Genomic DNA, 19,092 nt, shown 5'->3' on the forward strand with positions numbered 1-19,092 from the left:
TGCACCAAATACCCCGGACCGGGTTCTCCCGGTCCGGGGTATTTCGCGTGTCGAACCAGTTCGACACGCTTCTCAAAAATGCCAGCATTTTTGAGAGGAGATGCAGCCCGCTGCATGCAGAATCGGGTCAAAGGGCGATCCGATTCCACACTGGCGGGCTGAGAAGTGTTTTTCCCGATGCGCATGTCCCCGGGAAAAACAGATTTTGATTTATTTTCCCGCCCTTAGGCGGGAAAATTCTGCCGAGGGCTTTTTGACGATGCAATATCATCTGGCTTTTTTGCATTGATATGAAGTATTTTGACGAGATTTTCGATGGAAGGGAGAAAAACGCTGGAATTTGACTATGGGATGTGGTAATATACTATGATGCACCGGATTTCAGTCCTGGGCAATCAAGAAAAATGAGGTGATAATCTTGTCCTTGCTCATGTCAATGTTTATGGGCTTTGTCCAGGGCGTGGCGGAATTTCTGCCCATCTCCAGTTCCGGGCATTTGACCCTGTTGCAGCACTTCTTTGGGATGAAAGAGGTGGATAACCTCTTTAACATCCTGCTGCATTTTGCCACGCTTCTCGCTGTGTGCGTGGTATACTGGAAGGACATTGTGGAGATGGTGGTGGAGTTCTTCCGCGGCTTCGCCTCTCTGTTCTCCGGCCACGGCAGCCGGGAGTCCCGGCCCCCCACGGCCCGCCGCCTGGTGCTGATGGTCATCGTGGGCACTCTGCCTCTGTTTGTGGTCCTGCCCTTGGAGGGGGTGGTGGAGCAGCTGGGTAACTATCCCGCGGCTGTGTCTGTGATGCTCATTCTCACCGGCTTTATTCTGTTTTTCTCCGACCGCATGGGCGGCGGACGTAAGAACGCCCGCACCGCCACCGTGAAGGATGCTCTGTTGGTGGGCATTGCCCAGGGGGTGGCTACCATCCCCGGCATCTCTCGTTCCGGCAGCACCATTTCCGCCGGTATGCTCCTGGGCTTTGACCGGAAGTTTGCCGTGCGCTATTCTTTCCTGCTGTCCCTGCCTGCGGTGCTGGGGGCTACCTTGCTCAAGGTGGTCAAAGCCGTGGGCGAAGGTGTGGACACCAGTTTGCTGCCCAACTATCTGGCGGGCATGGTGGTGGCCGGCGTGGTGGGGTATTTCTCCATCCAGCTGGTGCGCCTGCTGGCCAGCAAGGGCAAGTTCGGCAATTTTGCATACTACTGCTGGATCGTGGGCGTAGTTTCCCTGGTTGCCAGTTTTATCGTACTCTAATGTGAGGAGGAAGCTATGGCTTCAACGCAAAAGAAAACCACCAAAAGCGGCGGGAAACGGACCCAGAGCAAGTCTGCCGCTCCCAAAAGTACCAAAAAGAAGACGACCTCCACCGCCAAGCCCAGAAAGAAGGCGGCCCCTGCCGCTCCTTCCTACCACCGAGAGATTGGCGGCGTGGTATGCCTGGTGTTGGCCTTCTTTGGCTCTTTTGGCTACTTTGGTGTCAAGGCCGCATTCATCGACCTGTTTTGCGACTTGCTCCGGGGCCTGTGTGGCTACGGCTACTACCTGGCGCCGCCCATTTTGGTGCTGTGCGCCTACATCTTGATCTTTCACCGCCGCCGCCCGGTGCGGCTGCGCCTGACCTGTGCACTGCTGCTGCCGGTGCTGGCCGGGGCTATACTCCACCTCATGCTCAGCGGCAACCGCTTTACATGGGGGATGAATCTCATGGGCCAGCTGTGGATGGCTGGTCTGCGCAGCAACTCCGGCGGTGTGCTGGGTGGCATCCTGGCCATCTCCTTCCGCTACGCCTTCAGTGCGGTGGGAGCTATGGTGGTGCTCCTGGTGGTGACTCTGCTCACCTTGCTCTTCTCCTTCAACCGCACCCCGGTGGAGTTCTACCAGGACATGCGGGGCTGGATGGAGGAGCGGGAAGAGGCCCGGCAAGCCCGGTGGGAAGAGGAGGAAGCGGAAGAGCCTCAGACCTATGAGGAGCCTCAGCCGCCCGCCCCTCGGAGAAGGGAGCGGAAACCCGCCATTGATATTCCCGTAGACGACACCCCCGCCCCTCAGCCTGCCCCCCGAAAGAAGAAGCTGTTCGACCTGTGGGGGAAGGAATCCGAGCCTACGCCGCCCGCCGCAGTTTCGGAGGAGCCCACGGGTGAGGTGGCGGTGGAGGAGGAGCTGCCCGAGATTTTCCCCGCACCCCAGGTGGAGCCAGAGCCTGAGCCGGCTGTGGCTCAGCCCGTCCCCGCACCGGCCCAGCCCCCGGTGGAGAAGGTCACCCGCCAGGAGGCTCAACAGGCCCACGCCCAGGTGGCCCAGGAGATCGAGGCAGGCATGGAACAGAGCAACACCGGGGTGTACCGCTATCCCCCTGTGTCTCTGCTGGCGGAAGGCAGCGGCATGGCCGCCGCTGCCGCTGGAGAGCTCCAGACCAACCAGCAGCGACTCCAAGACGCCCTCATCTCCTTCGGCGTGGATGCCCATATCGTCAACGTCACCAGGGGTCCCTCGGTGACCCGGTACGAGCTGGAGCTGGAGCAGGGCGTGAAGCTGAACAAGATTACCAACCTCTCCGACGACATCGCCCTGGCTCTGGGCGCCTCCGCGGTGCGTGTGGCCCCCATCCCCGATAAGATTTCCACCGTGGGCATTGAGGTGCCCAACCGCCAGGTCAGCCCTGTGGCCATTCGGGACGTCATCAGTGATCGGGCCTTTACCGACAGCCCCTCCAAGGTGTCCTTTGCCGTGGGCAAGGACATCGGGGGCAACTGTGTGGTGGGCAACATCGCCAAGCTGCCCCATATGCTCATTGCCGGTACCACCGGTTCCGGTAAGTCGGTGTGCACCAACTCCCTCATCATCTCTCTGCTGTACAAGGCCACCCCCGACGAGGTGCGCCTCATCATGGTGGACCCCAAGATGGTGGAGTTGGGGGTGTACAACGGCATCCCCCATCTGCTCATCCCCGTGGTCACCGACCCCAAGAAGGCCGCCGGTGCTCTGCAATGGGCGGTGTGCGAGATGATGAAGCGGTACAAGGCTTTCTCTGAGGTGGGAGCCAAGGATCTGGCTTCCTACAACAACCACGCCCGCAAGAGCGGGCGGGACACCATGCCCCAGATCGTGGTGGTCATCGACGAGCTGGCCGACCTGATGCTGGTGGCTGCCAAAGAGGTGGAAGAGTCCATCTGCCGGGTGGCCCAGATGGGCCGTGCCTCGGGCATGCACCTGGTCATTGCCACCCAGCGTCCCTCTGCCGACGTCATCACGGGCCTGATGAAGGCCAACATCCCCAGCCGCATTGCCTTTGCCGTGGCCTCCAGCTTGGAGTCCCGCATCATTCTGGACACCACCGGTGCCGAGAAGCTGGTGGGCAAGGGTGACATGCTCTATGCCCCTCTGGGCCAGGGCAAGCCCCAGCGTGTCCAGGGCTGCTTTATCTCTGAGGAGGAGGTGGCCCAGGTGGTGGACTTCATCAAGCAGAGCGGTACCGCCCAGTACGACGAGTCGGTGATGCATGAAATCGAAAAGCACGCCGAGGAGAAGGAGAAGGGCGCCAAGGGTGTGGGCGGGTCCGATCCCAACCAGGGCGGGGACTATGACGAGCTGCTCCCCGCTGCCATCGACGTGGTGCTGGAGGTGGGACAGGCCTCGGTGTCCATGCTCCAGCGCCGCCTGAAGCTGGGCTACGGCCGAGCCGCCCGCCTGGTGGACCAGATGGAGGAGAAGGGCGTGGTGGGCCCCTTTGAGGGCTCCAAGCCCCGCCAGCTGCTCATCACCAAGGAACAGTGGCAGGAGATGCAGTACCGCCAGAACATGGTGGACGCTGTGCCCGAGCCTTCTGAGCCTGTTCCTGAGGAGTTCCCCTTTGAGGGGGACGCCGTGGAACAGAGCCGGGATTTACCGCCATTTTAAGACGAAAGAGCTGGACAGAACTTGGGTTCTGTCCAGCTCTTCTACTTATTGAAACCAGCTGGTCTCCCGGCTGCCCACCACGTCCAGGGCGGCGGAGAGCATCTGGGCGGCTTCCCCCCGGGTGAGAGTGTCGGAGAGCGTGGCCCCAGGGGCCACCACGTCCAGCGCCTCCAGGTTGGCCACCGACTGGCTGGCCCAGGCGGGAATCTCTTGGCTCACCGAGGTGGTGTGGATGGGGATGTCGGTGGTGCACAGAAGCTCTTCCAGCATCACCGCGGCCTCCAACTGGGTGATGGAGTCCGAGGGGGAGAACACCACTTGGCCGTCCTCATTTTGTTCTCCCAGCCCGGCCCCTTGCATCACAGCGGCGGAGACATATCCTTTGGCCCAGGCGGAGATGTCTCCATCGTCATAAAAGCCGGTGGTGGAAACCCCGTCCAGGGGCTGGGTCTGGGTCACGTCCATGGCCAGCACCAGAAATTCCTCCCGGGTGAGGGACTGATGGGGGTCAAAGTAGGCCACCCCTGCCATTTGACGGCCCACGTAGATGCCCTCCTCAGCCAGGCGCAGGGCGGCATAGTGGTAGGGACTGCCCTCCAGATCGGCATAGGTCACGCCACAGGTGGGCACGGTGATGGAGATCTCCACGGTGGCGGGCTCGGAGACGTTGCCCATGCTGTCAATGGCCACGTAGGAGAACACGTCGGACCCCTTCTTGTTCTCGTAGGGGGTGTACCAGAAGGTGGAGGTGTCCTTCTCATCCAGGGTCACCTGGCCCCGGGCGGGGCTGTCCACCACCTGGTAGGTGATGAGATCTCCCTCGGGGTCCACGGCGGAGAAGGTGCTGGTGATGGCAATGTCCTGATAGGTGGTCAGGGTAAGGTTTTTCGCCACCGGCGGGGTATTCTCCCCGCTGGTGCTGACGGTGGTGACCACGGCGGCGGACACCGGCATGGTCAGGGCCCCCGCCAGCAGCAGGCAGAATAGGGGAAGACGGTATTTCACAAGAGGGTGCCTCCTTGCTCTGAGTTGATACCTCTAGCATGCGCCCAATGGTGAAAAATATACGATCAAGTTCGGTCTTTGAGCCAGCTGGGCAGGGGCCTCATTTTAATGCCCGACACCATGCCCATGGCCACAAAGAGGGTGAGGGTGGAGGAGCCGCCGTAGCTGAAGAAGGGAAGAGTCAGACCAATGACCGGGGCCACATACAGGCACATGCCCACGTTGAGAATGGTCTGAATCATGAGCATGGCGGCGATGCCCATGGCGATGTAGGCGGACATGCGGCTCTTGGCCTGCCGGGACACCCACACACAGCGCAGGATGATGGCAAAGAGGAGCAGCAGCACCACGCAGCACCCCAACAGCCCCAACTCTTCTCCACACACCGAGAAGATGAAGTCGGTGTGGCGGGCAGGCAGGTTCTGAGATAGAGCGGACTGGGTCTGTTTGCCGTGGAGGTAGCCCATGCCGGTGATTTGCCCCGAGCCAATGGCCAGCAGGGAGCGGCTCTGCTGCCATCCGCGGCCCAGGGGGTCCAAGGAGTGGTCAAAGACCACCCGGAAGCGCATGATGCGGTAGTCCGTCCAGAACTTGGTGTGGGGGAGTACGAAATTCCATAGCAGGATTACTCCGGCCACCAGGGGAATGCCCACCCCTAGAAACCACCGCTTCTGGACGCCGCCCACCCAGGCCATGATGACAAAGATGAACAGGTACACCAGCACCATGCCGTAGTCGCCGGAGAGGGCGGCCAGCATCCCGGCAAAGAGCATGGTCAGCCCGGCGTACTTCAACAGGGAGGTGAATCGGCTCACCCCAAAGGAGCGCTGGTGGTTGATGAGCCAGGCCAGCACGCAGATGTAGGCCAGCTTGGCCATCTCACCGGGCTGGAAGCCGGTGGACAGGCCGGGGAGAAAGACCCAGCTGCGGTTTCCGGTGCCGTCGTCCCGTCCGAAGGGGAGCAGCAGCAGGATGATGGCCAGACCCAACACCAGAAATACCTTCCACCACTTTTCCAGCAAAAATTCCAGGTCTACAAAGGTAATGACAATGTAGATCACGATGCCCAGGCAGAGAAAGATGGCCTGCTTGAGGGGGTAGCTGTGGAGGGCAGGGTCGTACCGGGTGGCGCTGTACACCAGGGCAATGCCAAAGAGATTGGCGCACACGCACAGGGTCAGGAGCAGCACGTCCCCTTTTTTAAAGAAATCACGAAGGTTATCCATGAAGACCATGGGAGTTCTCCTCTCATAATATGGGAAAGATCACAATGATAAAGATTAGTATAGCACATATGGCCGGGGTGTGCTATACTGTCTTGAAAGAGTTTACAAGTTGAGGTGAACGGCTATGCAGTATATCACCCACAGCCCGGAGGAGACCAGGGCGTTGGGCCGTACATTGGCACAGGCGCTCCAGGGGGGCGCCGTGGTGGCATTTACCGGGGACCTGGGGGCGGGGAAGACCGCTTTTGTCTCTGGAATGGCAGAGGGATTGGGAATTGAAGAGCGGGTGACCAGCCCCACCTTTACCATCGTCAATGAGTATGAAGGGGGCCGCCTGCCTCTGTTCCACTTTGACATGTACCGCTTGGGCAGCGCCGACGAGCTGTTCCACATCGGCTGGGAGGACTACCTGGCCCGGAATGGTGTGTGTGCCGTGGAGTGGAGCGAGAATGTGGACGAGGCCCTGGACGGGGACACCATTCGGGTGGATATCTCCCGGGGCGAGGACGACAACACCCGCATCATCACCATAGAGGGGGTAGCGCTATGAAAATTTTGGCCTTGGAGACCTCGGCAGTCACCGCCTCGGTGGCTATCACCGAGGACGAGAAGCTGCTGGGGCAGTCCTTCCAGAACAGCGGCCTGACCCACTCGGTGACCCTCATGCCCATGGTGACCCAGCTGCTGGACAACGTGGGGCTCACCCTCCACGACATTGACGTGGTGGCGGTGGCCGCCGGACCTGGCTCCTTCACCGGGGTGCGCATTGGCGTGGCTGCGGCCAAGGGCCTGGCTTGGCCCGACGGGAAGCCCTGCGCGCCCTGCTCCACCCTGGAGTCCATGGCGTGGCAGTGCGCCCACATGGAGGGGGAGATCTGCGCGGTGATGGACGCCCGGCGCAATCAGGTGTATGCCGCCCGGTTCTTAGCCCAGAACGGGACTCTCACCCGGCTGAGCGAAGACGCCGCCATTGGCCTGGATCAGCTGGCCCAGGAGCTTGAAAAATCCTCCAATGCGAAATTTCTCGTTGGAGATGGCGCATCCTTGTGTTATAATTTCCTCAAAGAGCGGGGAATATCCGCCACCATGATGCCGCCCCACCTGGTCTACCAGACCGCTTGGGGTGTGGCTCGGGCAGGGCTGGAGCTGGCCCGCCGGGACCAGCTGGTGAGTGGGGCTGCCATGGCGCCCCAGTACCACCGCCTGAGCCAGGCCGAACGGGAGCGTTTGGCCCAGGGCAAATCTTTGACCAAATGACCGATATAAGAAAAGGGGTTTGACGACTATGGAAAAAGTACACGTTTTGGACCATCCGCTCCTGCAGCACAAGCTGTCCATCCTGCGGGACAAGAACACCGGCGTGAAGGACTTTCGCAGCATCGTCTCTGAGATTGCAGGGCTGATGTGCTACGAGGCCACCCGGGACCTGCCTCTGGAGGATGTGACCATTGAGACTCCCGTGGCCACCGGCACCTTTAAGATGCTGGCCGGTAAGAAGCTGGCTGTGGTGCCCATTCTCCGGGCTGGCCTGGGTATGGTGGACGGTATTCTGAACCTGATTCCCTCCGCCAAGGTGGGCCACATCGGCCTGTACCGGGACCCTGAGACCCTGGCTCCCGTGGAGTACTACTGCAAGATGCCCAGCGACATTGCCGAGCGGGATGTCATCGTGCTGGACCCCATGCTGGCCACCGGCGGCTCTGCTGCTGCTGCCATCACCTTCCTCAAGGGCTACGGCTGCAAGCACATCAAGCTGATGAACGTGCTGGCCGCTCCCGAGGGCATCGCCTGCATCCAGAAGGAGCACCCCGACGTGGACATCTACGTGGCTGGGCTGGATGAGAAGCTCAACGACCACGGCTATATCGTGCCCGGTCTGGGCGACGCTGGCGACCGCATCTTCGGCACCAAGTAAAGAATAAAAAATCGTCCCGGATTTTCCACTCGAAAATCCGGGACGATTTTTTTATCTCTCTTTCAGCAGCTTGTCCAGTTCTTCCATAAAGGTGTTGATGTCTTTGAACTGGCGGTATACCGAGGCAAAGCGCACATAGGACACCTCGTCCACGTTCCGCAGCTTCTCCATCACCAGCTCGCCGATCTGGGTGGAGGGAATTTCCCGCATCAGCTCATTTTGCAGGGTCTGCTCGATCTCATCGGCAATGCGCTCTAGAGTGTCGGTGGGTACCGAGCGCTTCTCGCAGGCCTTGAGCATGCTGCCCATGAGCTTGGTCTTGTCGAAGGACTGGCGGCGACCATCCCGCTTGATGACCACCAGGGGGAGGCTCTCCATGGTCTCGTAGGTGGTGAAGCGCTTGTGACAGGCCAGGCATTCTCGGCGGCGACGAATGCTGCTGCCCTCGTCGGCGGGGCGAGAGTCTACCACCTTGCTCTCAGGGTGGGCACAAAAGGGGCATTTCACGGGCGGATCATCCTTTCCTTGTGTGATGATAAGATTGTGGAAATTATAACATAAAAGTGGGCGGGTGTGTACCAGTTGTAAAAAATTTTTTTCGCCCTGCATAAAGAAAATTCCGGGGTGGCATACTGCTGACAGTGAGGTGATAAACATGGATAAACGTGATAGCCGCATGACCAATAAGATGGGCTCTGAAAACTGCAAGCGCCAGAGCACCGAGAACCGCAAGAAGCAGTCCCCTGAGAATCGCAAGCAGTCCGGCATGGAGAGCAAGAACCCCATGGGCAAGGGCTACTAAGAGCGGAGCCTGAAGGAGAGAGCGTGTGTATGAGACCAAGAGGTTTTGTACACACGCTTTCCCTTTCTAGAAAGAGGAGCCCGCCCTCTCAGGGCAGGCTCACAGGATGTTTTGCAGGGAGGGCAGCTCTGCCTCTACCAGCAGCTCCAGCTGATAGAGAATGCGGGCATTGGCCGCGGCATATTCCCCCGGCTGTTCCCGCTGCTCCAAAATGGCCAACGCCTCCTGGAAGGCGGTGCTCACTCCGTCGATGTCGTCGTGGTGTAGAGTGGTGTGGAGGTAGAACATCTGGTTCTCCCAGTTTTTCCAGGCATTCTGAGTGAGGTCGTAGGCGGTCTCCCAATCTCCCTGCTGTACTGCCTCACCGGCCTGTTCCAGTTGCATAGAGAGAGACTGGGTTTTATGGGAGAGGTACCACACGTGGAGGGAGCACCCGGCCACTAAGGCGGCCAGAAGGACCACCGAACATAACAATCGTTTCATTGCTTGCCCTCCTTGGGGACACAATAGGTGTGGCCCAGATCGTCCACCGTCATGAGAAACACCTGCTTATGGGAGGTGAGACCGTGGGAGGCAAGCTGCTGCTGGAGCCACTGGTCCCCGTACCCTCGGCCCCGCAGGCCCTGGGCGAGCAGCCGCCCGTCGCTGATGACCACCAGGGGCAGACCGGGCTCTTCCGGGTCTTGCCCCACCTGTCGGGCGGTGGCGGGCTGGAGGGCGGCGTAGGGGAGGACGGACAGTTGGCCGTTGGTCTCCAGCACGGCGGTATGGATTTCCTCCAGATAGGGGTGGCCCAGAATGCGCAGTTCCTCCAGAAGCTCGTCCAGGGTCAGGCGGTTGGCCCGCAGGGCCTGCTCCACCACCTGCCCCTGGCGCACCACCACGCTGGGACGGCCCCCCAGGAGGGTGCGGAACCGGATGGACTTGGTGGAGAGAATGGAGAGGATGGAGGCAATGGCCAGCAGCACCGCAATGGGAATGACCCCGGCCAGCAGGGGAATGCCGTTGTCCTGCATGGGGACGCTGGCCAGGTCGGCGATGATGAGGGCCAGGGTCAGCTCGCTGGGTTCCAGCTCCCCCAACTGCCGCTTGCCCAGCAGACGAATGCCCGCCACCAGGAGAATGTAGAGCACCAACGTGCGAATGAGTACCACAAACATGGGAACACCTCCGGCAAAATATGGTTTATTGAACATTTTGCCCTTGAATCTAGGGGAATATCCCTGGCGTTTGTCCATAATTCCGATTTTAAAAATGACATGAAAAAGCCTGCGAGAATTTCTTGTATTTTGGATGGTTTTGCGATAAAATGAACCGAGTATAAATAAAGGTGGGATATATGTTGAAGGCAACTTTGATTCTGGCCAATGGTGCTATGTTCCAAGGTCGATCCATCGGAGCCACCGCAGATCGGGTGTGCGAGATGGTATTTAACACCTCCATGACCGGGTATCAGGAAATTTTGACCGACCCCTCCTATGCGGGGCAGGGCGTGGTCATGTCCTATCCCCTCATCGGCAACTATGGAGTGAACCATTGGGATAACGAGTCCTCCCGTCCTTGGGTGGAGGCATTTGTGGTTCGTCATCTGTCCCCCCGGGGCAGCAACTTCCGCTGCGAGGGCGAACTGAATGACTTTTTGAAAGACAACAACATCACAGGAATTGAAGGGGTAGACACCCGTGCCCTGACCAAGATCCTCCGCAATCAGGGAAGCATGAATGGCATGATCACCTGTGCGGAGCATTTTAATGTGGCGGAGATTTTGGACAAGCTCCGCGCCTATAAGGTGGAGGGCACCGTGGAGCGGGTCACCCGCAAGGAGCCCGAGGTGTTCCCCGCTGTGGGTGAGCAGAAGTACCGGGTGGCCATGATGGACTACGGCGTCAAGCAGAACATGATTGACTGCCTGTGCCGCCGTGGCTGCGAAGTCACCGCATTCCCCGCCTCTACCCCCGCTGAGACGGTACTGGAGGGCGGCTTTGACGGCGTGATGCTCTCCAACGGCCCCGGCGACCCCGCCGAGAACGTGGAGTGCATTGCTCAGCTCAAGAAGCTCTATGACAGCGACATCCCCATGTTCGGCGTGTGCCTGGGCCACCAGATGCTGGCTCTGGCCACCGGCGCCCGCACCGGGCGGCTGGACTACGGCCACCGTGGCGGCAACCACCCCGTGCGGGACATTGCCGAGGGCCGGGTGTTCATCACCAGCCAGAACCACGGCTACATGGTACTGGCCGACTCCGTCCACCCCGAGGTGGCCGAGATCAGCCACATCAACGTCAACGACAACACGGTGGAGGGCCTGCGCTACAAGCGCCCCAACTGCTTTACCACCCAGTTCCACCCCGAGGCCAACGCCGGTCCCCGGGATACCGAGTATCTGTTCGACCGTTTCATCGCGTCCATGGGAGGTGACAAGTAATGCCTAAGAATCCCGAAATCAAGAAGGTGCTGGTGCTGGGCTCTGGCCCCATCGTCATCGGCCAGGCCGCTGAGTTCGACTACGCCGGCACCCAGGCCTGCCGTGCTCTGAAAGAGGAGGGCCTGGAGGTTGTACTGGTCAACTCCAACCCCGCCACCATCATGACCGACAAGGACATTGCCGATCATGTGTATATCGAGCCCCTGAACATCCCCACCGTCACCCAGGTCATTGAGAAGGAGCGTCCCGACTCCATCCTGCCCACTCTGGGCGGCCAGACCGGCCTGAACCTGGCCATGGCCCTCCACGAGAATGGCACCCTGGCCAAGTACGGCGTGAAGCTGCTGGGCACTTCCCCTGAGTCCATCCGTAAGGCCGAGGACCGCCAGGGCTTCAAGGACTGCATGGAGGAGATCGGCCAGCCCTGCGTCACCTCCGAGGTGGTGGAGAGCGTGGAGGACGCCGTGTCCTTCGCCAACACCATCGGCTACCCCGTCATCGTCCGTCCCGCCTACACCCTGGGCGGCACCGGCGGCGGCATTGCCTACGACGAGCCCTCCCTGCGGGAGATCGCCGACCGCGGCATCAACCTCAGCCGCGTCAATCAGGTTTTGATTGAGCGCTGCATTGCCGGTTGGAAGGAAGTGGAGTTCGAGGTGCTCCGTGACTCCGCTGGCAACGTCATCACCGTGTGTTCCATGGAGAACATCGACCCCGTGGGCGTGCACACCGGCGACTCCATCGTGGTGGCTCCCACCCAGACCCTGGCAAACGAGGAGTTCCAGATGCTGCGTACCGCCGCTCTGGATATCATCTCCGCTCTGGAGATCGAGGGCGGCTGTAACTGCCAGTTCGCTCTGAACCCCGACAGCTTCGAGTACGCCGTCATCGAGGTCAACCCCCGTGTGTCCCGTTCCTCCGCTCTGGCTTCCAAGGCCACTGGCTATCCCATCGCCAAGGTGGCTGCCAAGGTGGCTCTGGGCTATACCCTGGACGAGATTCCCAACGCCGTCACCGGCAAGACCACGGCCTGCTTCGAGCCCACCCTGGACTACTGCGTGCTGAAGATCCCCCGCCTGCCCTTTGATAAGTTCACCACCGCCAGCCGCACTCTGGGCACCCAGATGAAGGCCACCGGCGAGGTGATGGCCATTGCCAACTCCTTCGAGGGCGCCCTCATGAAGGCCATCCGCTCCCTGGAGCTCAACGTGCGGGCTCTGAAGCTGGACAAGCTGGACGACCTGTACACCGACGAGGTGGAGGACCTGCTGGCCCAGGTCACCGACGAGCGTCTGTTCGTGGTGGCGGAGGCTCTGCGCCGTGGCGTGTCTCCCCACAAGATCAACCAGATCACCAAGATGGACATGTGGTTCCTGGACGGCTTCAAGCGCATCATCGACATGGAAGAGCGCCTCAAGGCCTGCCGTGGCGTGCCCGATGTGGACACCCTGAAGGAGGCCAAGGAGATGTGCTTTGCCGATAGCTATATCGGCAACCTCTGCGGCATGGAGCAGAAGGACGTGAAGGCCCTGCGGGAGAAGTACGGCATCGTGCCCTCCTTCAAGATGGTGGACACCTGCGCCGCCGAGTTCGACGCAGAGACCCCCTACTACTACTGCACCTACGACGGAGAGAACGAGGCCGACGGCGGCGAGCACGACCGCAAGAAGGTGCTGGTGCTGGGCTCCGGCCCCATCCGCATCGGCCAGGGCATCGAGTTCGACTACTGCTCCGTCCACTCTGTGTGGTCTCTGAAGCGACTGGGCTATGAGACCATCATCGTCAACAACAACCCCGAGACCGTCTCCACCGACTTCGACGTGGCCGACAAGCTGTACTTCGAGCCTCTGACTGCCGAGGACGTGCAGAACATCGTGGAGCAGGAGAAGCCCGACGGCGCTGTGGTGCAGTTCGGTGGCCAGACCGCCATCAAGCTGGCCAAGGCCCTCACCGACATGGGTGTGCCCATCCTGGGCACCTCCTCCGACGGCGTGGATGCCGCCGAGGACCGTGAGCGCTTCGACGAGATCCTCAACCAGTGCCGCATTCCCCGCGCCAAGGGCCGCACCGTGTTTACCACTGAGGAGGCCCTCCAGGCCGCCAATGAGATCGGCTATCCCGTGCTGGTGCGCCCCTCCTACGTGCTGGGCGGCCAGGGCATGGAGATTGCCTACAACGACCGCAACATCACCGACTTTATGCGCATCATCAACCGCACCGTTCAGGAGCACCCCATCCTCATCGACAAGTATCTCATGGGCCGTGAGGTTGAGGTGGACGGCGTGTTTGACGGCGAGGATATCCTCATCCCCGGTATCATGGAGCACATCGAGCGGGCTGGCGTTCACTCCGGCGACTCCATCTCTGTCTATCCCACCATCCACGTGGAGGACAAGCACAAGGAGACCATCCTGCGCTATACCCGTGATCTGGCCAAGGCCCTGGGCGTCATCGGCCTGATCAACATCCAGTTCATCATCTACAACGACGATGTGTACGTCATCGAGGTCAACCCCCGTTCCTCTCGTACCATCCCCTATATCTCCAAGGTCACTGGTGTGCCCATCATTGACCTGGCCACCAAGGTGATGGTGGGCCAGAAGCTGAAGGACCTGGGCTATGGTACCGGCATCTACAAGGAGGCCGACTACTACGCCGTGAAGATGCCCGTGTTCTCCTTCGAGAAGCTCACCGACGTGGACACTGGCCTTGGCCCTGAGATGAAGTCCACCGGCGAGGTGCTGGGCATTGCCGAGTCCTTCCCCCAGGCCCTCTTGAAGGCCTTCAAGGGCGCCAACATGCGGGTCCCCAAGAAGGGTGGCCGTATCATCATCACCGTCAAGGACGAGGACAAGCAGGAGATCGTGGGCATTGCCCGGGGCTTTGCGGATATGGGCATTGAGATTCTGGCCACTGCCGGCACCTGTGAGGTGCTCCATGAGGCTGGCGTGCCCTGCACCCAGGTGGCCCGTGTCTCCGAGGCCCACCCCAACATCAGCGACATGATCGCCTCCGGCACCATCGACCTGGTCATCAACACCCCCACCAAGGGCCGCCGCCACGACACCGACGGATTCAAGATCCGCCGTGCCACCGTGGAGCACTCCGTGGGCTGTGTCACCGCCATTGATACTGCCCGGGCCATGCTCACCGTCCGTGAGCAGAGCCGCAGCGCAGACCTGCGTCCCATTGACGTGACTACCATCTAAGGGAGGAAACTATCAGAATGGCACATCAAACGGTCATCGTTCTGGACTTCGGCGGTCAGTACAACCAGCTCATTGCCCGCCGTGTGCGTGAGTGCAACGTGTACTGCGAAGTCAAACCCTATACCACCCCCTTGGCCGAGCTCAAGGCCATGAACCCCATCGGCATCATCTTCACGGGTGGCCCCAACTCTGTGTATGAGGAGGGGTCCCCCAAGGTGGACCCCGAGATCTTCACCTGGGGCGTGCCTGTGCTGGGCATCTGCTACGGCTGCCAGCTCATGGCTCACACCCTGGGCGGCCAGGTCACCCCTGCCCAGGACGACACCGCCCGGGAGTACGGCAAGACCGAGACCTGGTACAACACCAACAGCCCCATCTTCAAGGGCCTGCCCGAGCAGGGCATTTCCTGGATGAGCCACGGCGACTATATGGCCCAGGTGCCCCAGGGCTTTGAACTGGTGGCCCATAGCGCCAACTGCCCCAACGTGGCCATTGCCAACGAGGAGAAGGGCTTCTACGGCGTGCAGTACCACCCCGAGGTCAACCACACCGAAAACGGTGTGAAAATGATTCGCAACTTCCTCTATGAGGTCTGTCACGCCGCTGGCGACTGGACCATGGAGGACTACAAGAACACCGCCATTGCCGCCATCCGTGAGAAGGTGGGCGACGGTAAGGTGCTGCTGGCCCTGTCCGGCGGCGTGGACTCCTCTGTGTGTGCCGCTCTGCTGGCCGAGGCTGTGGGCAGCCAGCTCACCTGTGTGTTCGTGGACCACGGTCTCATGCGTAAGAACGAGGGCGACGAGGTGGAGGCCGCTTTCTCCAAGTGGGCCATGAACTTCGTCCGGGTGGACGCTGAGTCCCGCTTCCTGGCCAAGCTGGCTGGTGTGGAAGAGCCCGAGCACAAGCGTAAGATCATCGGCGAGGAGTTTATCCGCGTCTTTGAGGAAGAGGCCAAGAAGATCGGCGCCGTGGACTTCCTGGCTCAGGGTACCATCTATCCCGATGTCATCGAGTCCGGCGCTGGCGATGCCGCCGTCATCAAGAGCCACCACAACGTGGGCGGCCTGCCCGACTACGTGGACTTTAAGGAGATTTTGGAGCCCCTGCGCTTGCTGTTCAAGGACGAGGTGCGCCAGCTGGGCCGTGAGCTCCAGCTGCCTGAGTACCTGGTCAGCCGTCAGCCCTTCCCCGGTCCCGGCCTGGCCATCCGTGTCATCGGCGACCTGACCAAGGAGAAGCTGGACACCCTGCGAGATGCCGACGCCATCTACCGGGAGGAGATCGCCGCCGCGGGCGAGGACAAGAACATCAACCAGTACTTTGCTGTGTTGACCAACACCCGTTCTGTGGGCGTTATGGGCGATGGCCGCACCTACGACTACACCCTGGCCCTGCGTGCCGTCACCACCAGCGACTTCATGACCGCGGACTGGGCCCGCATCCCCTACGACCTGCTGGACAAGATCAGCGTCCGCATCGTCAACGAGGTGCCCGGCATCAACCGTATTTGCTACGACATCACTTCTAAGCCTCCTGCCACCATTGAGTGGGAATAATTTCAGAGGCCCGGAAAAGCCTGATATAACTGGGTTTTTGAGGGATTAGTGCCCTTTGTGGCAACGATTTGGCAACATTTTTTGATCATTCAAAAAAGAGAGCTAACTGATCTTAATTTCTCAGTTAGCTCTCTTTTTGCATTTACATCGAGTGATTCAAGTACCTGTTTTAGATTTCGTTTTCGTCCGCAATACCACGGTACTGGATAGAATAAAAGGTTTCACCATCATATTCGTATGCAGTATATGGATACCAGTGATTATTGCTTTTTAATGTTTCTTTCTGAACCTGACGAAACTGGGCAATGGCATCCTCTTTGCTATAGATTTCTACTGGGAAGAAGAAATGCTCGTAGGTTTTATCGCCATTATTCCAACCCATGCGTTTAGCACTAATAACATGATATTTCTTCAAGGTATTTGCCTCCTTTTATAGCTCGGATTTAAGTTCATCTATCAGCAGATTACTTGGTTCCTGAGACCGTACTTTTACTTGATGATTCTGGGTAATAGTAGCGCCACTTGTCATAGTCATCCTCATCAACTTGGTAGAGATGTGGTTCTTGAAGCTGAGTATATCCGTATTTTGTTATTACAAAAAATGCATCAGAAATATTTGGGAAAATCAAGGCGGTCGAAAGTAATTTGATTGACTACTTCCAAAGTGACAGATACCGTCTGCCAAATTGAACTCATCTCACTTGTGATTTACCATCCTAGATTTTTGCCAGACCATATGGAAGCCATCAGGCCCCCTCTGCTGTGTGACGGGAATCAGCCCCGCTTCCGCACAAAGGCTTGAAATAGAGTCCTCATTCTGTGTCCCCAGCTTTCCCACCCCATAGGTGGTGGAAATCCGTTCGCCGGGGAGTTGAATCTCCAGGGAAATACAAAAAGGTTCTGGATAGGCCGATTCAATGTCACAATCCCAAATGTGGAGGAGACCGCCGGGAATTAATACCCGTGCGGCTTCTTTGATGGCTTTTTCCTGCACATCGGCATCCATAAACATCAGGGTAAAAAAGAACGTGACGTGTTCAAAAGAGAAGGCAGGGAATTGTAAGTCTGTGGCATCCATCAGAACTTTTTCAAACCCGCTTGGCGCTTCATCCAGCTCTTCTTGCCGATGGTCAATGGCGGTGACTTGTGATTGATAGAGACGCCCGATTATCCCTTCACCTCCGCCGCCGATGTCGAGAATGTGACCGGACAGCTCTTTATTCAAGATGAGCATGGTTGCACCCTCCTTGTGTTACTGAGAAATTTGATAGAGAGAATAAAAGTAGCCCTTTCGATTCAGAAGGTCCTCAAAGGTTCCACACTCCTCAATGGAACCGTTATGCAGCACCAGAATTTCATCATACTGGCGGAGAATGGGGGCATCCAGACGGTGAGATACCACGATGCGCATGGTGGAGTCCAAGCCTAGAATGGTCTGCAATACGGCACTGGCGGTCTCGTTGTCCAGAGCGGCCTCCGCCTCGTCCACCAGGATGATGGGGGATTTGCGGATGAGGCACCGGGCGATGGACACCCGCTGACGTTCTCCGCCGGACAGGTGACATCCGCCCTCGCCGCACAGGTAATCTGTACCCTTGGCGGCGCAGAGGGCGGATAGTCCAGCCCGCTGGATGGCGTGGGACAACTCCTCCTGTGGAAAATCACGAAACATGGTGATGTTATTGGCAATGGAGCTGTTGAAGCAGAACACCTCTTGTTGAATCATGGAGACATGTTCCAGCAGCTGGTCCAGGTCCAGCTGGCGGAGTTCGGTTCCATCGTACTGGATTTGCCCCGTATAACCGGGGAGAAAGCCCACCAGAAGCTTTAAAAGCGTGGACTTTCCGCTGCCGCTTCCACCCACCAGGGCATAGCGTTTGCCCGCCTCAAAGGTGTGATTGATGGCGTGGAGCACAGGACGACCATTGCCATACCCAAAGGAGAGGTCTCTCAGAGTAATGGAGGTGGGAGCGGTGGACAGAGTGGCTTTGCGGCTCTGGGTGGTGTGGGTGTCTTCGATATCTCGTTCGATGCGCTGAATCAGGGCGTCAGCAGCATGGCGGTTGGCCACCAGAACACCCAGGCTTCGGATCGGACTGAGCATATTGCCACTGAGTTCATAGAAGCCGATGATTTTACCCACGCTGATTTGCCCGTTGAAGGCCAGGAGAAAGCCCACAGAGAGGAAGATCACGGACACCAATATGGATGCAATGTTTCCTGCCAGGGATACCGTGTCATTGGAGGCACGGCGTTTCTGCTTCGTGGATTCCAGTTCCACGTTTTTCTCCTGAAAAACCGACATGATTTGATTCTCAGCTTGAAAACTTTTGATAACGGTGAAGCCGCTGAGCAGGTCCTTGGTTTGAGCCACAAAATCCGAGGCCTTTTCCATGGTCTCCGCTTCGTTTTTTACCACTTTGCCGCCAAAGCGGAAGGAGACCAGAATGGCAATCAGAGAGGAGACTACCAGGGTAATCCCCAGCGGAACATTGAGAATCAGCAGCACCGCCGCCGTCACCACGTAGTTTAAAATCTCCACAAACAGGTTCAATTCTCCCACCAAATAGTTCTGTTCAATGGAATTGAGGTCGTTGGAGAAGGCAGAGATAAACTTGGCGGTGTCTCCGCTGGCGTAGCTGGAGATGGGCTGTCGTAAAATCTTGGAGAAGACGTAGTTTTTAAACTGGGTCAAGGCCTTGCGCAGGTAGGTGTTCTGGTACTTTCTCCGAAATAACCCACAGGCCATATTGGCCACGATATACACCCCTACCATGGCCAGGCCATAGAGGAACTTTTGAATGCTCTGGTATTCCAGCGACTCCACCACAAAGGTGAAAATAAGACTGGAACTGATGCTCATGACCACCACCAGAAGTTTCCCAACTAGGGACAAGATGTAGTTTTTGCGGTTGCCTATGTGAAATTGTTGCCGCAAAATGGCGGCTTCCCTCTGTTCTCTCATGCACGGTCCTCGCTTCTCTTGGGATAGATGGCACACGCGCCACTGTTGTCCATTGTACCATGGAAATTCCCCAAATTCCACCATTGTAAAA

At 58.7% G+C, this 19,092-nt stretch carries 17 protein-coding genes; 9 read left to right on the top strand and 8 right to left on the bottom strand.

Going from position 1 to position 19,092, the window contains the following annotated elements:
- Positions 1 to 430 precede the first annotated feature (430 nt).
- The gene (locus B5F22_RS02115; RefSeq protein WP_087390625.1) at positions 431 to 1,252 is read left to right on the top strand and encodes an undecaprenyl-diphosphate phosphatase; all 822 of its coding nucleotides are present in this window, start codon (positions 431 to 433) and stop codon (positions 1,250 to 1,252) included.
- A gap of 15 nt (positions 1,253 to 1,267) precedes the next feature.
- Positions 1,268 to 3,895 (top strand): DNA translocase FtsK, encoded by a 2,628-nt coding sequence (locus B5F22_RS02120; protein ID WP_087390282.1) that lies wholly within the window; start codon positions 1,268 to 1,270, stop codon positions 3,893 to 3,895.
- Between the two features lie 45 nt (positions 3,896 to 3,940).
- Here the strand turns inward: B5F22_RS02120 and B5F22_RS02125 are convergent, their stop codons facing one another.
- Both B5F22_RS02125 and B5F22_RS02130 read right to left on the bottom strand, forming a co-directional pair.
- Complete coding sequence (locus tag B5F22_RS02125) at positions 3,941 to 4,900, bottom strand: Ig-like domain-containing protein (protein WP_087390285.1); 960 nt, start codon at positions 4,898 to 4,900, stop codon at positions 3,941 to 3,943.
- Positions 4,901 to 4,965: 65 nt separating this feature from the next.
- The gene (locus tag B5F22_RS02130; protein WP_242955034.1) at positions 4,966 to 6,126 is read right to left on the bottom strand and encodes an FtsW/RodA/SpoVE family cell cycle protein; all 1,161 of its coding nucleotides are present in this window, start codon (positions 6,124 to 6,126) and stop codon (positions 4,966 to 4,968) included.
- A gap of 124 nt (positions 6,127 to 6,250) precedes the next feature.
- Between B5F22_RS02130 and tsaE the strand changes: the two genes are divergently transcribed.
- The 3 genes from tsaE to upp are packed head-to-tail and all read left to right on the top strand — an operon-like array spanning position 6,251 to position 8,041.
- A complete protein-coding gene (gene tsaE / locus B5F22_RS02135; RefSeq protein WP_087228880.1) occupies positions 6,251 to 6,676 on the top strand; it encodes a tRNA (adenosine(37)-N6)-threonylcarbamoyltransferase complex ATPase subunit type 1 TsaE in 426 nt (141 codons plus the stop codon).
- Entirely contained in the window at positions 6,673 to 7,383 is a 711-nt protein-coding gene (tsaB, locus tag B5F22_RS02140; protein WP_087228877.1) for a tRNA (adenosine(37)-N6)-threonylcarbamoyltransferase complex dimerization subunit type 1 TsaB, read from the top strand. The genes tsaE and tsaB overlap by 4 nt, the downstream gene beginning before the upstream one ends.
- Before the next feature lie 28 nt (positions 7,384 to 7,411).
- Positions 7,412 to 8,041 carry a uracil phosphoribosyltransferase gene (upp, locus tag B5F22_RS02145; RefSeq protein ID WP_087228874.1) on the top strand — a complete coding sequence of 210 codons (630 nt, stop codon included), beginning with the start codon at positions 7,412 to 7,414 and terminating at the stop codon, positions 8,039 to 8,041.
- 51 nt (positions 8,042 to 8,092) lie between these two features.
- Here upp and nrdR read toward each other — a convergent pair whose 3' ends face one another.
- Positions 8,093 to 8,548 carry a transcriptional regulator NrdR gene (gene nrdR / locus B5F22_RS02150; RefSeq protein ID WP_087228871.1) on the bottom strand — a complete coding sequence of 152 codons (456 nt, stop codon included), beginning with the start codon at positions 8,546 to 8,548 and terminating at the stop codon, positions 8,093 to 8,095.
- A 148-nt stretch (positions 8,549 to 8,696) separates the two neighbouring features.
- Between nrdR and B5F22_RS12210 the strand changes: the two genes are divergently transcribed.
- Complete coding sequence (locus B5F22_RS12210; protein ID WP_158096579.1) at positions 8,697 to 8,843, top strand: hypothetical protein; 147 nt, start codon at positions 8,697 to 8,699, stop codon at positions 8,841 to 8,843.
- A gap of 99 nt (positions 8,844 to 8,942) precedes the next feature.
- Here the strand turns inward: B5F22_RS12210 and B5F22_RS02155 are convergent, their stop codons facing one another.
- Both B5F22_RS02155 and B5F22_RS02160 read right to left on the bottom strand, forming a co-directional pair.
- The gene (locus B5F22_RS02155) at positions 8,943 to 9,326 is read right to left on the bottom strand and encodes a DUF4363 family protein (RefSeq protein ID WP_087390288.1); all 384 of its coding nucleotides are present in this window, start codon (positions 9,324 to 9,326) and stop codon (positions 8,943 to 8,945) included.
- Positions 9,323 to 10,003, bottom strand: a complete 681-nt coding sequence (locus B5F22_RS02160) for a DUF421 domain-containing protein (protein ID WP_087390290.1) — start codon at positions 10,001 to 10,003, stop codon at positions 9,323 to 9,325. The genes B5F22_RS02155 and B5F22_RS02160 overlap by 4 nt, the downstream gene beginning before the upstream one ends.
- Before the next feature lie 179 nt (positions 10,004 to 10,182).
- On the opposite strand from B5F22_RS02160, the gene B5F22_RS02165 reads away from it, so the two are divergent.
- Genes B5F22_RS02165 through guaA form a run of 3 tightly spaced genes read left to right on the top strand, consistent with a single transcriptional unit; the run spans position 10,183 to position 16,036 of the window.
- Positions 10,183 to 11,268 (top strand): carbamoyl phosphate synthase small subunit, encoded by a 1,086-nt coding sequence (locus B5F22_RS02165; protein ID WP_087228862.1) that lies wholly within the window; start codon positions 10,183 to 10,185, stop codon positions 11,266 to 11,268.
- Entirely contained in the window at positions 11,268 to 14,477 is a 3,210-nt protein-coding gene (gene carB, locus B5F22_RS02170; protein ID WP_087228859.1) for a carbamoyl-phosphate synthase large subunit, read from the top strand. The genes B5F22_RS02165 and carB overlap by 1 nt, the downstream gene beginning before the upstream one ends.
- Positions 14,478 to 14,494: 17 nt before the next feature.
- Positions 14,495 to 16,036 carry a glutamine-hydrolyzing GMP synthase gene (guaA, locus tag B5F22_RS02175; RefSeq protein ID WP_087390293.1) on the top strand — a complete coding sequence of 514 codons (1,542 nt, stop codon included), beginning with the start codon at positions 14,495 to 14,497 and terminating at the stop codon, positions 16,034 to 16,036.
- Positions 16,037 to 16,205: 169 nt separating this feature from the next.
- Here the strand turns inward: guaA and B5F22_RS02180 are convergent, their stop codons facing one another.
- The 3 genes from B5F22_RS02180 to B5F22_RS02190 all read right to left on the bottom strand — a co-directional run bounded on the left by B5F22_RS02180 (position 16,206) and on the right by B5F22_RS02190 (position 19,001).
- Positions 16,206 to 16,451, bottom strand: coding sequence for a hypothetical protein (locus B5F22_RS02180; protein ID WP_087390296.1), 246 nt, complete (start codon positions 16,449 to 16,451; stop codon positions 16,206 to 16,208).
- A 282-nt stretch (positions 16,452 to 16,733) separates the two neighbouring features.
- Positions 16,734 to 17,270 (bottom strand): class I SAM-dependent methyltransferase, encoded by a 537-nt coding sequence (locus B5F22_RS02185; RefSeq protein ID WP_087390300.1) that lies wholly within the window; start codon positions 17,268 to 17,270, stop codon positions 16,734 to 16,736.
- 18 nt (positions 17,271 to 17,288) lie between these two features.
- Complete coding sequence (locus B5F22_RS02190) at positions 17,289 to 19,001, bottom strand: ABC transporter ATP-binding protein (protein WP_158096580.1); 1,713 nt, start codon at positions 18,999 to 19,001, stop codon at positions 17,289 to 17,291.
- Between the last annotated feature and the right edge of the window lie 91 nt (positions 19,002 to 19,092).

The sequence above is a fragment of the Pseudoflavonifractor sp. An187 genome (assembly GCF_002160275.1).
GTDB classification, from domain to species: Bacteria; Bacillota; Clostridia; order Oscillospirales; family Oscillospiraceae; genus Enterenecus; species Enterenecus faecium.

What these genes read in the sequence shown, in the direction of transcription:
- B5F22_RS02165 (WP_087228862.1), top strand. Translation starts at nt 10,183, where the DNA reads ATGTTGAAGGCAACTTTGATTCTGGCCAATGGTGCTATGTTCCAAGGT.
- B5F22_RS02190 (WP_158096580.1), bottom strand. Translation starts at nt 19,001, where the DNA reads ATGAGAGAACAGAGGGAAGCCGCCATTTTGCGGCAACAATTTCACATA.
- B5F22_RS12210 (WP_158096579.1), top strand. Translation starts at nt 8,697, where the DNA reads ATGGATAAACGTGATAGCCGCATGACCAATAAGATGGGCTCTGAAAAC.
- tsaB (WP_087228877.1), top strand. Translation starts at nt 6,673, where the DNA reads ATGAAAATTTTGGCCTTGGAGACCTCGGCAGTCACCGCCTCGGTGGCT.
- guaA (WP_087390293.1), top strand. Translation starts at nt 14,495, where the DNA reads ATGGCACATCAAACGGTCATCGTTCTGGACTTCGGCGGTCAGTACAAC.
- B5F22_RS02160 (WP_087390290.1), bottom strand. Translation starts at nt 10,003, where the DNA reads ATGTTTGTGGTACTCATTCGCACGTTGGTGCTCTACATTCTCCTGGTG.
- B5F22_RS02155 (WP_087390288.1), bottom strand. Translation starts at nt 9,326, where the DNA reads ATGAAACGATTGTTATGTTCGGTGGTCCTTCTGGCCGCCTTAGTGGCC.
- tsaE (WP_087228880.1), top strand. Translation starts at nt 6,251, where the DNA reads ATGCAGTATATCACCCACAGCCCGGAGGAGACCAGGGCGTTGGGCCGT.
- B5F22_RS02130 (WP_242955034.1), bottom strand. Translation starts at nt 6,126, where the DNA reads ATGGATAACCTTCGTGATTTCTTTAAAAAAGGGGACGTGCTGCTCCTG.
- B5F22_RS02185 (WP_087390300.1), bottom strand. Translation starts at nt 17,270, where the DNA reads ATGCTCATCTTGAATAAAGAGCTGTCCGGTCACATTCTCGACATCGGC.
- upp (WP_087228874.1), top strand. Translation starts at nt 7,412, where the DNA reads ATGGAAAAAGTACACGTTTTGGACCATCCGCTCCTGCAGCACAAGCTG.
- carB (WP_087228859.1), top strand. Translation starts at nt 11,268, where the DNA reads ATGCCTAAGAATCCCGAAATCAAGAAGGTGCTGGTGCTGGGCTCTGGC.
- B5F22_RS02115 (WP_087390625.1), top strand. Translation starts at nt 431, where the DNA reads ATGTCAATGTTTATGGGCTTTGTCCAGGGCGTGGCGGAATTTCTGCCC.
- B5F22_RS02120 (WP_087390282.1), top strand. Translation starts at nt 1,268, where the DNA reads ATGGCTTCAACGCAAAAGAAAACCACCAAAAGCGGCGGGAAACGGACC.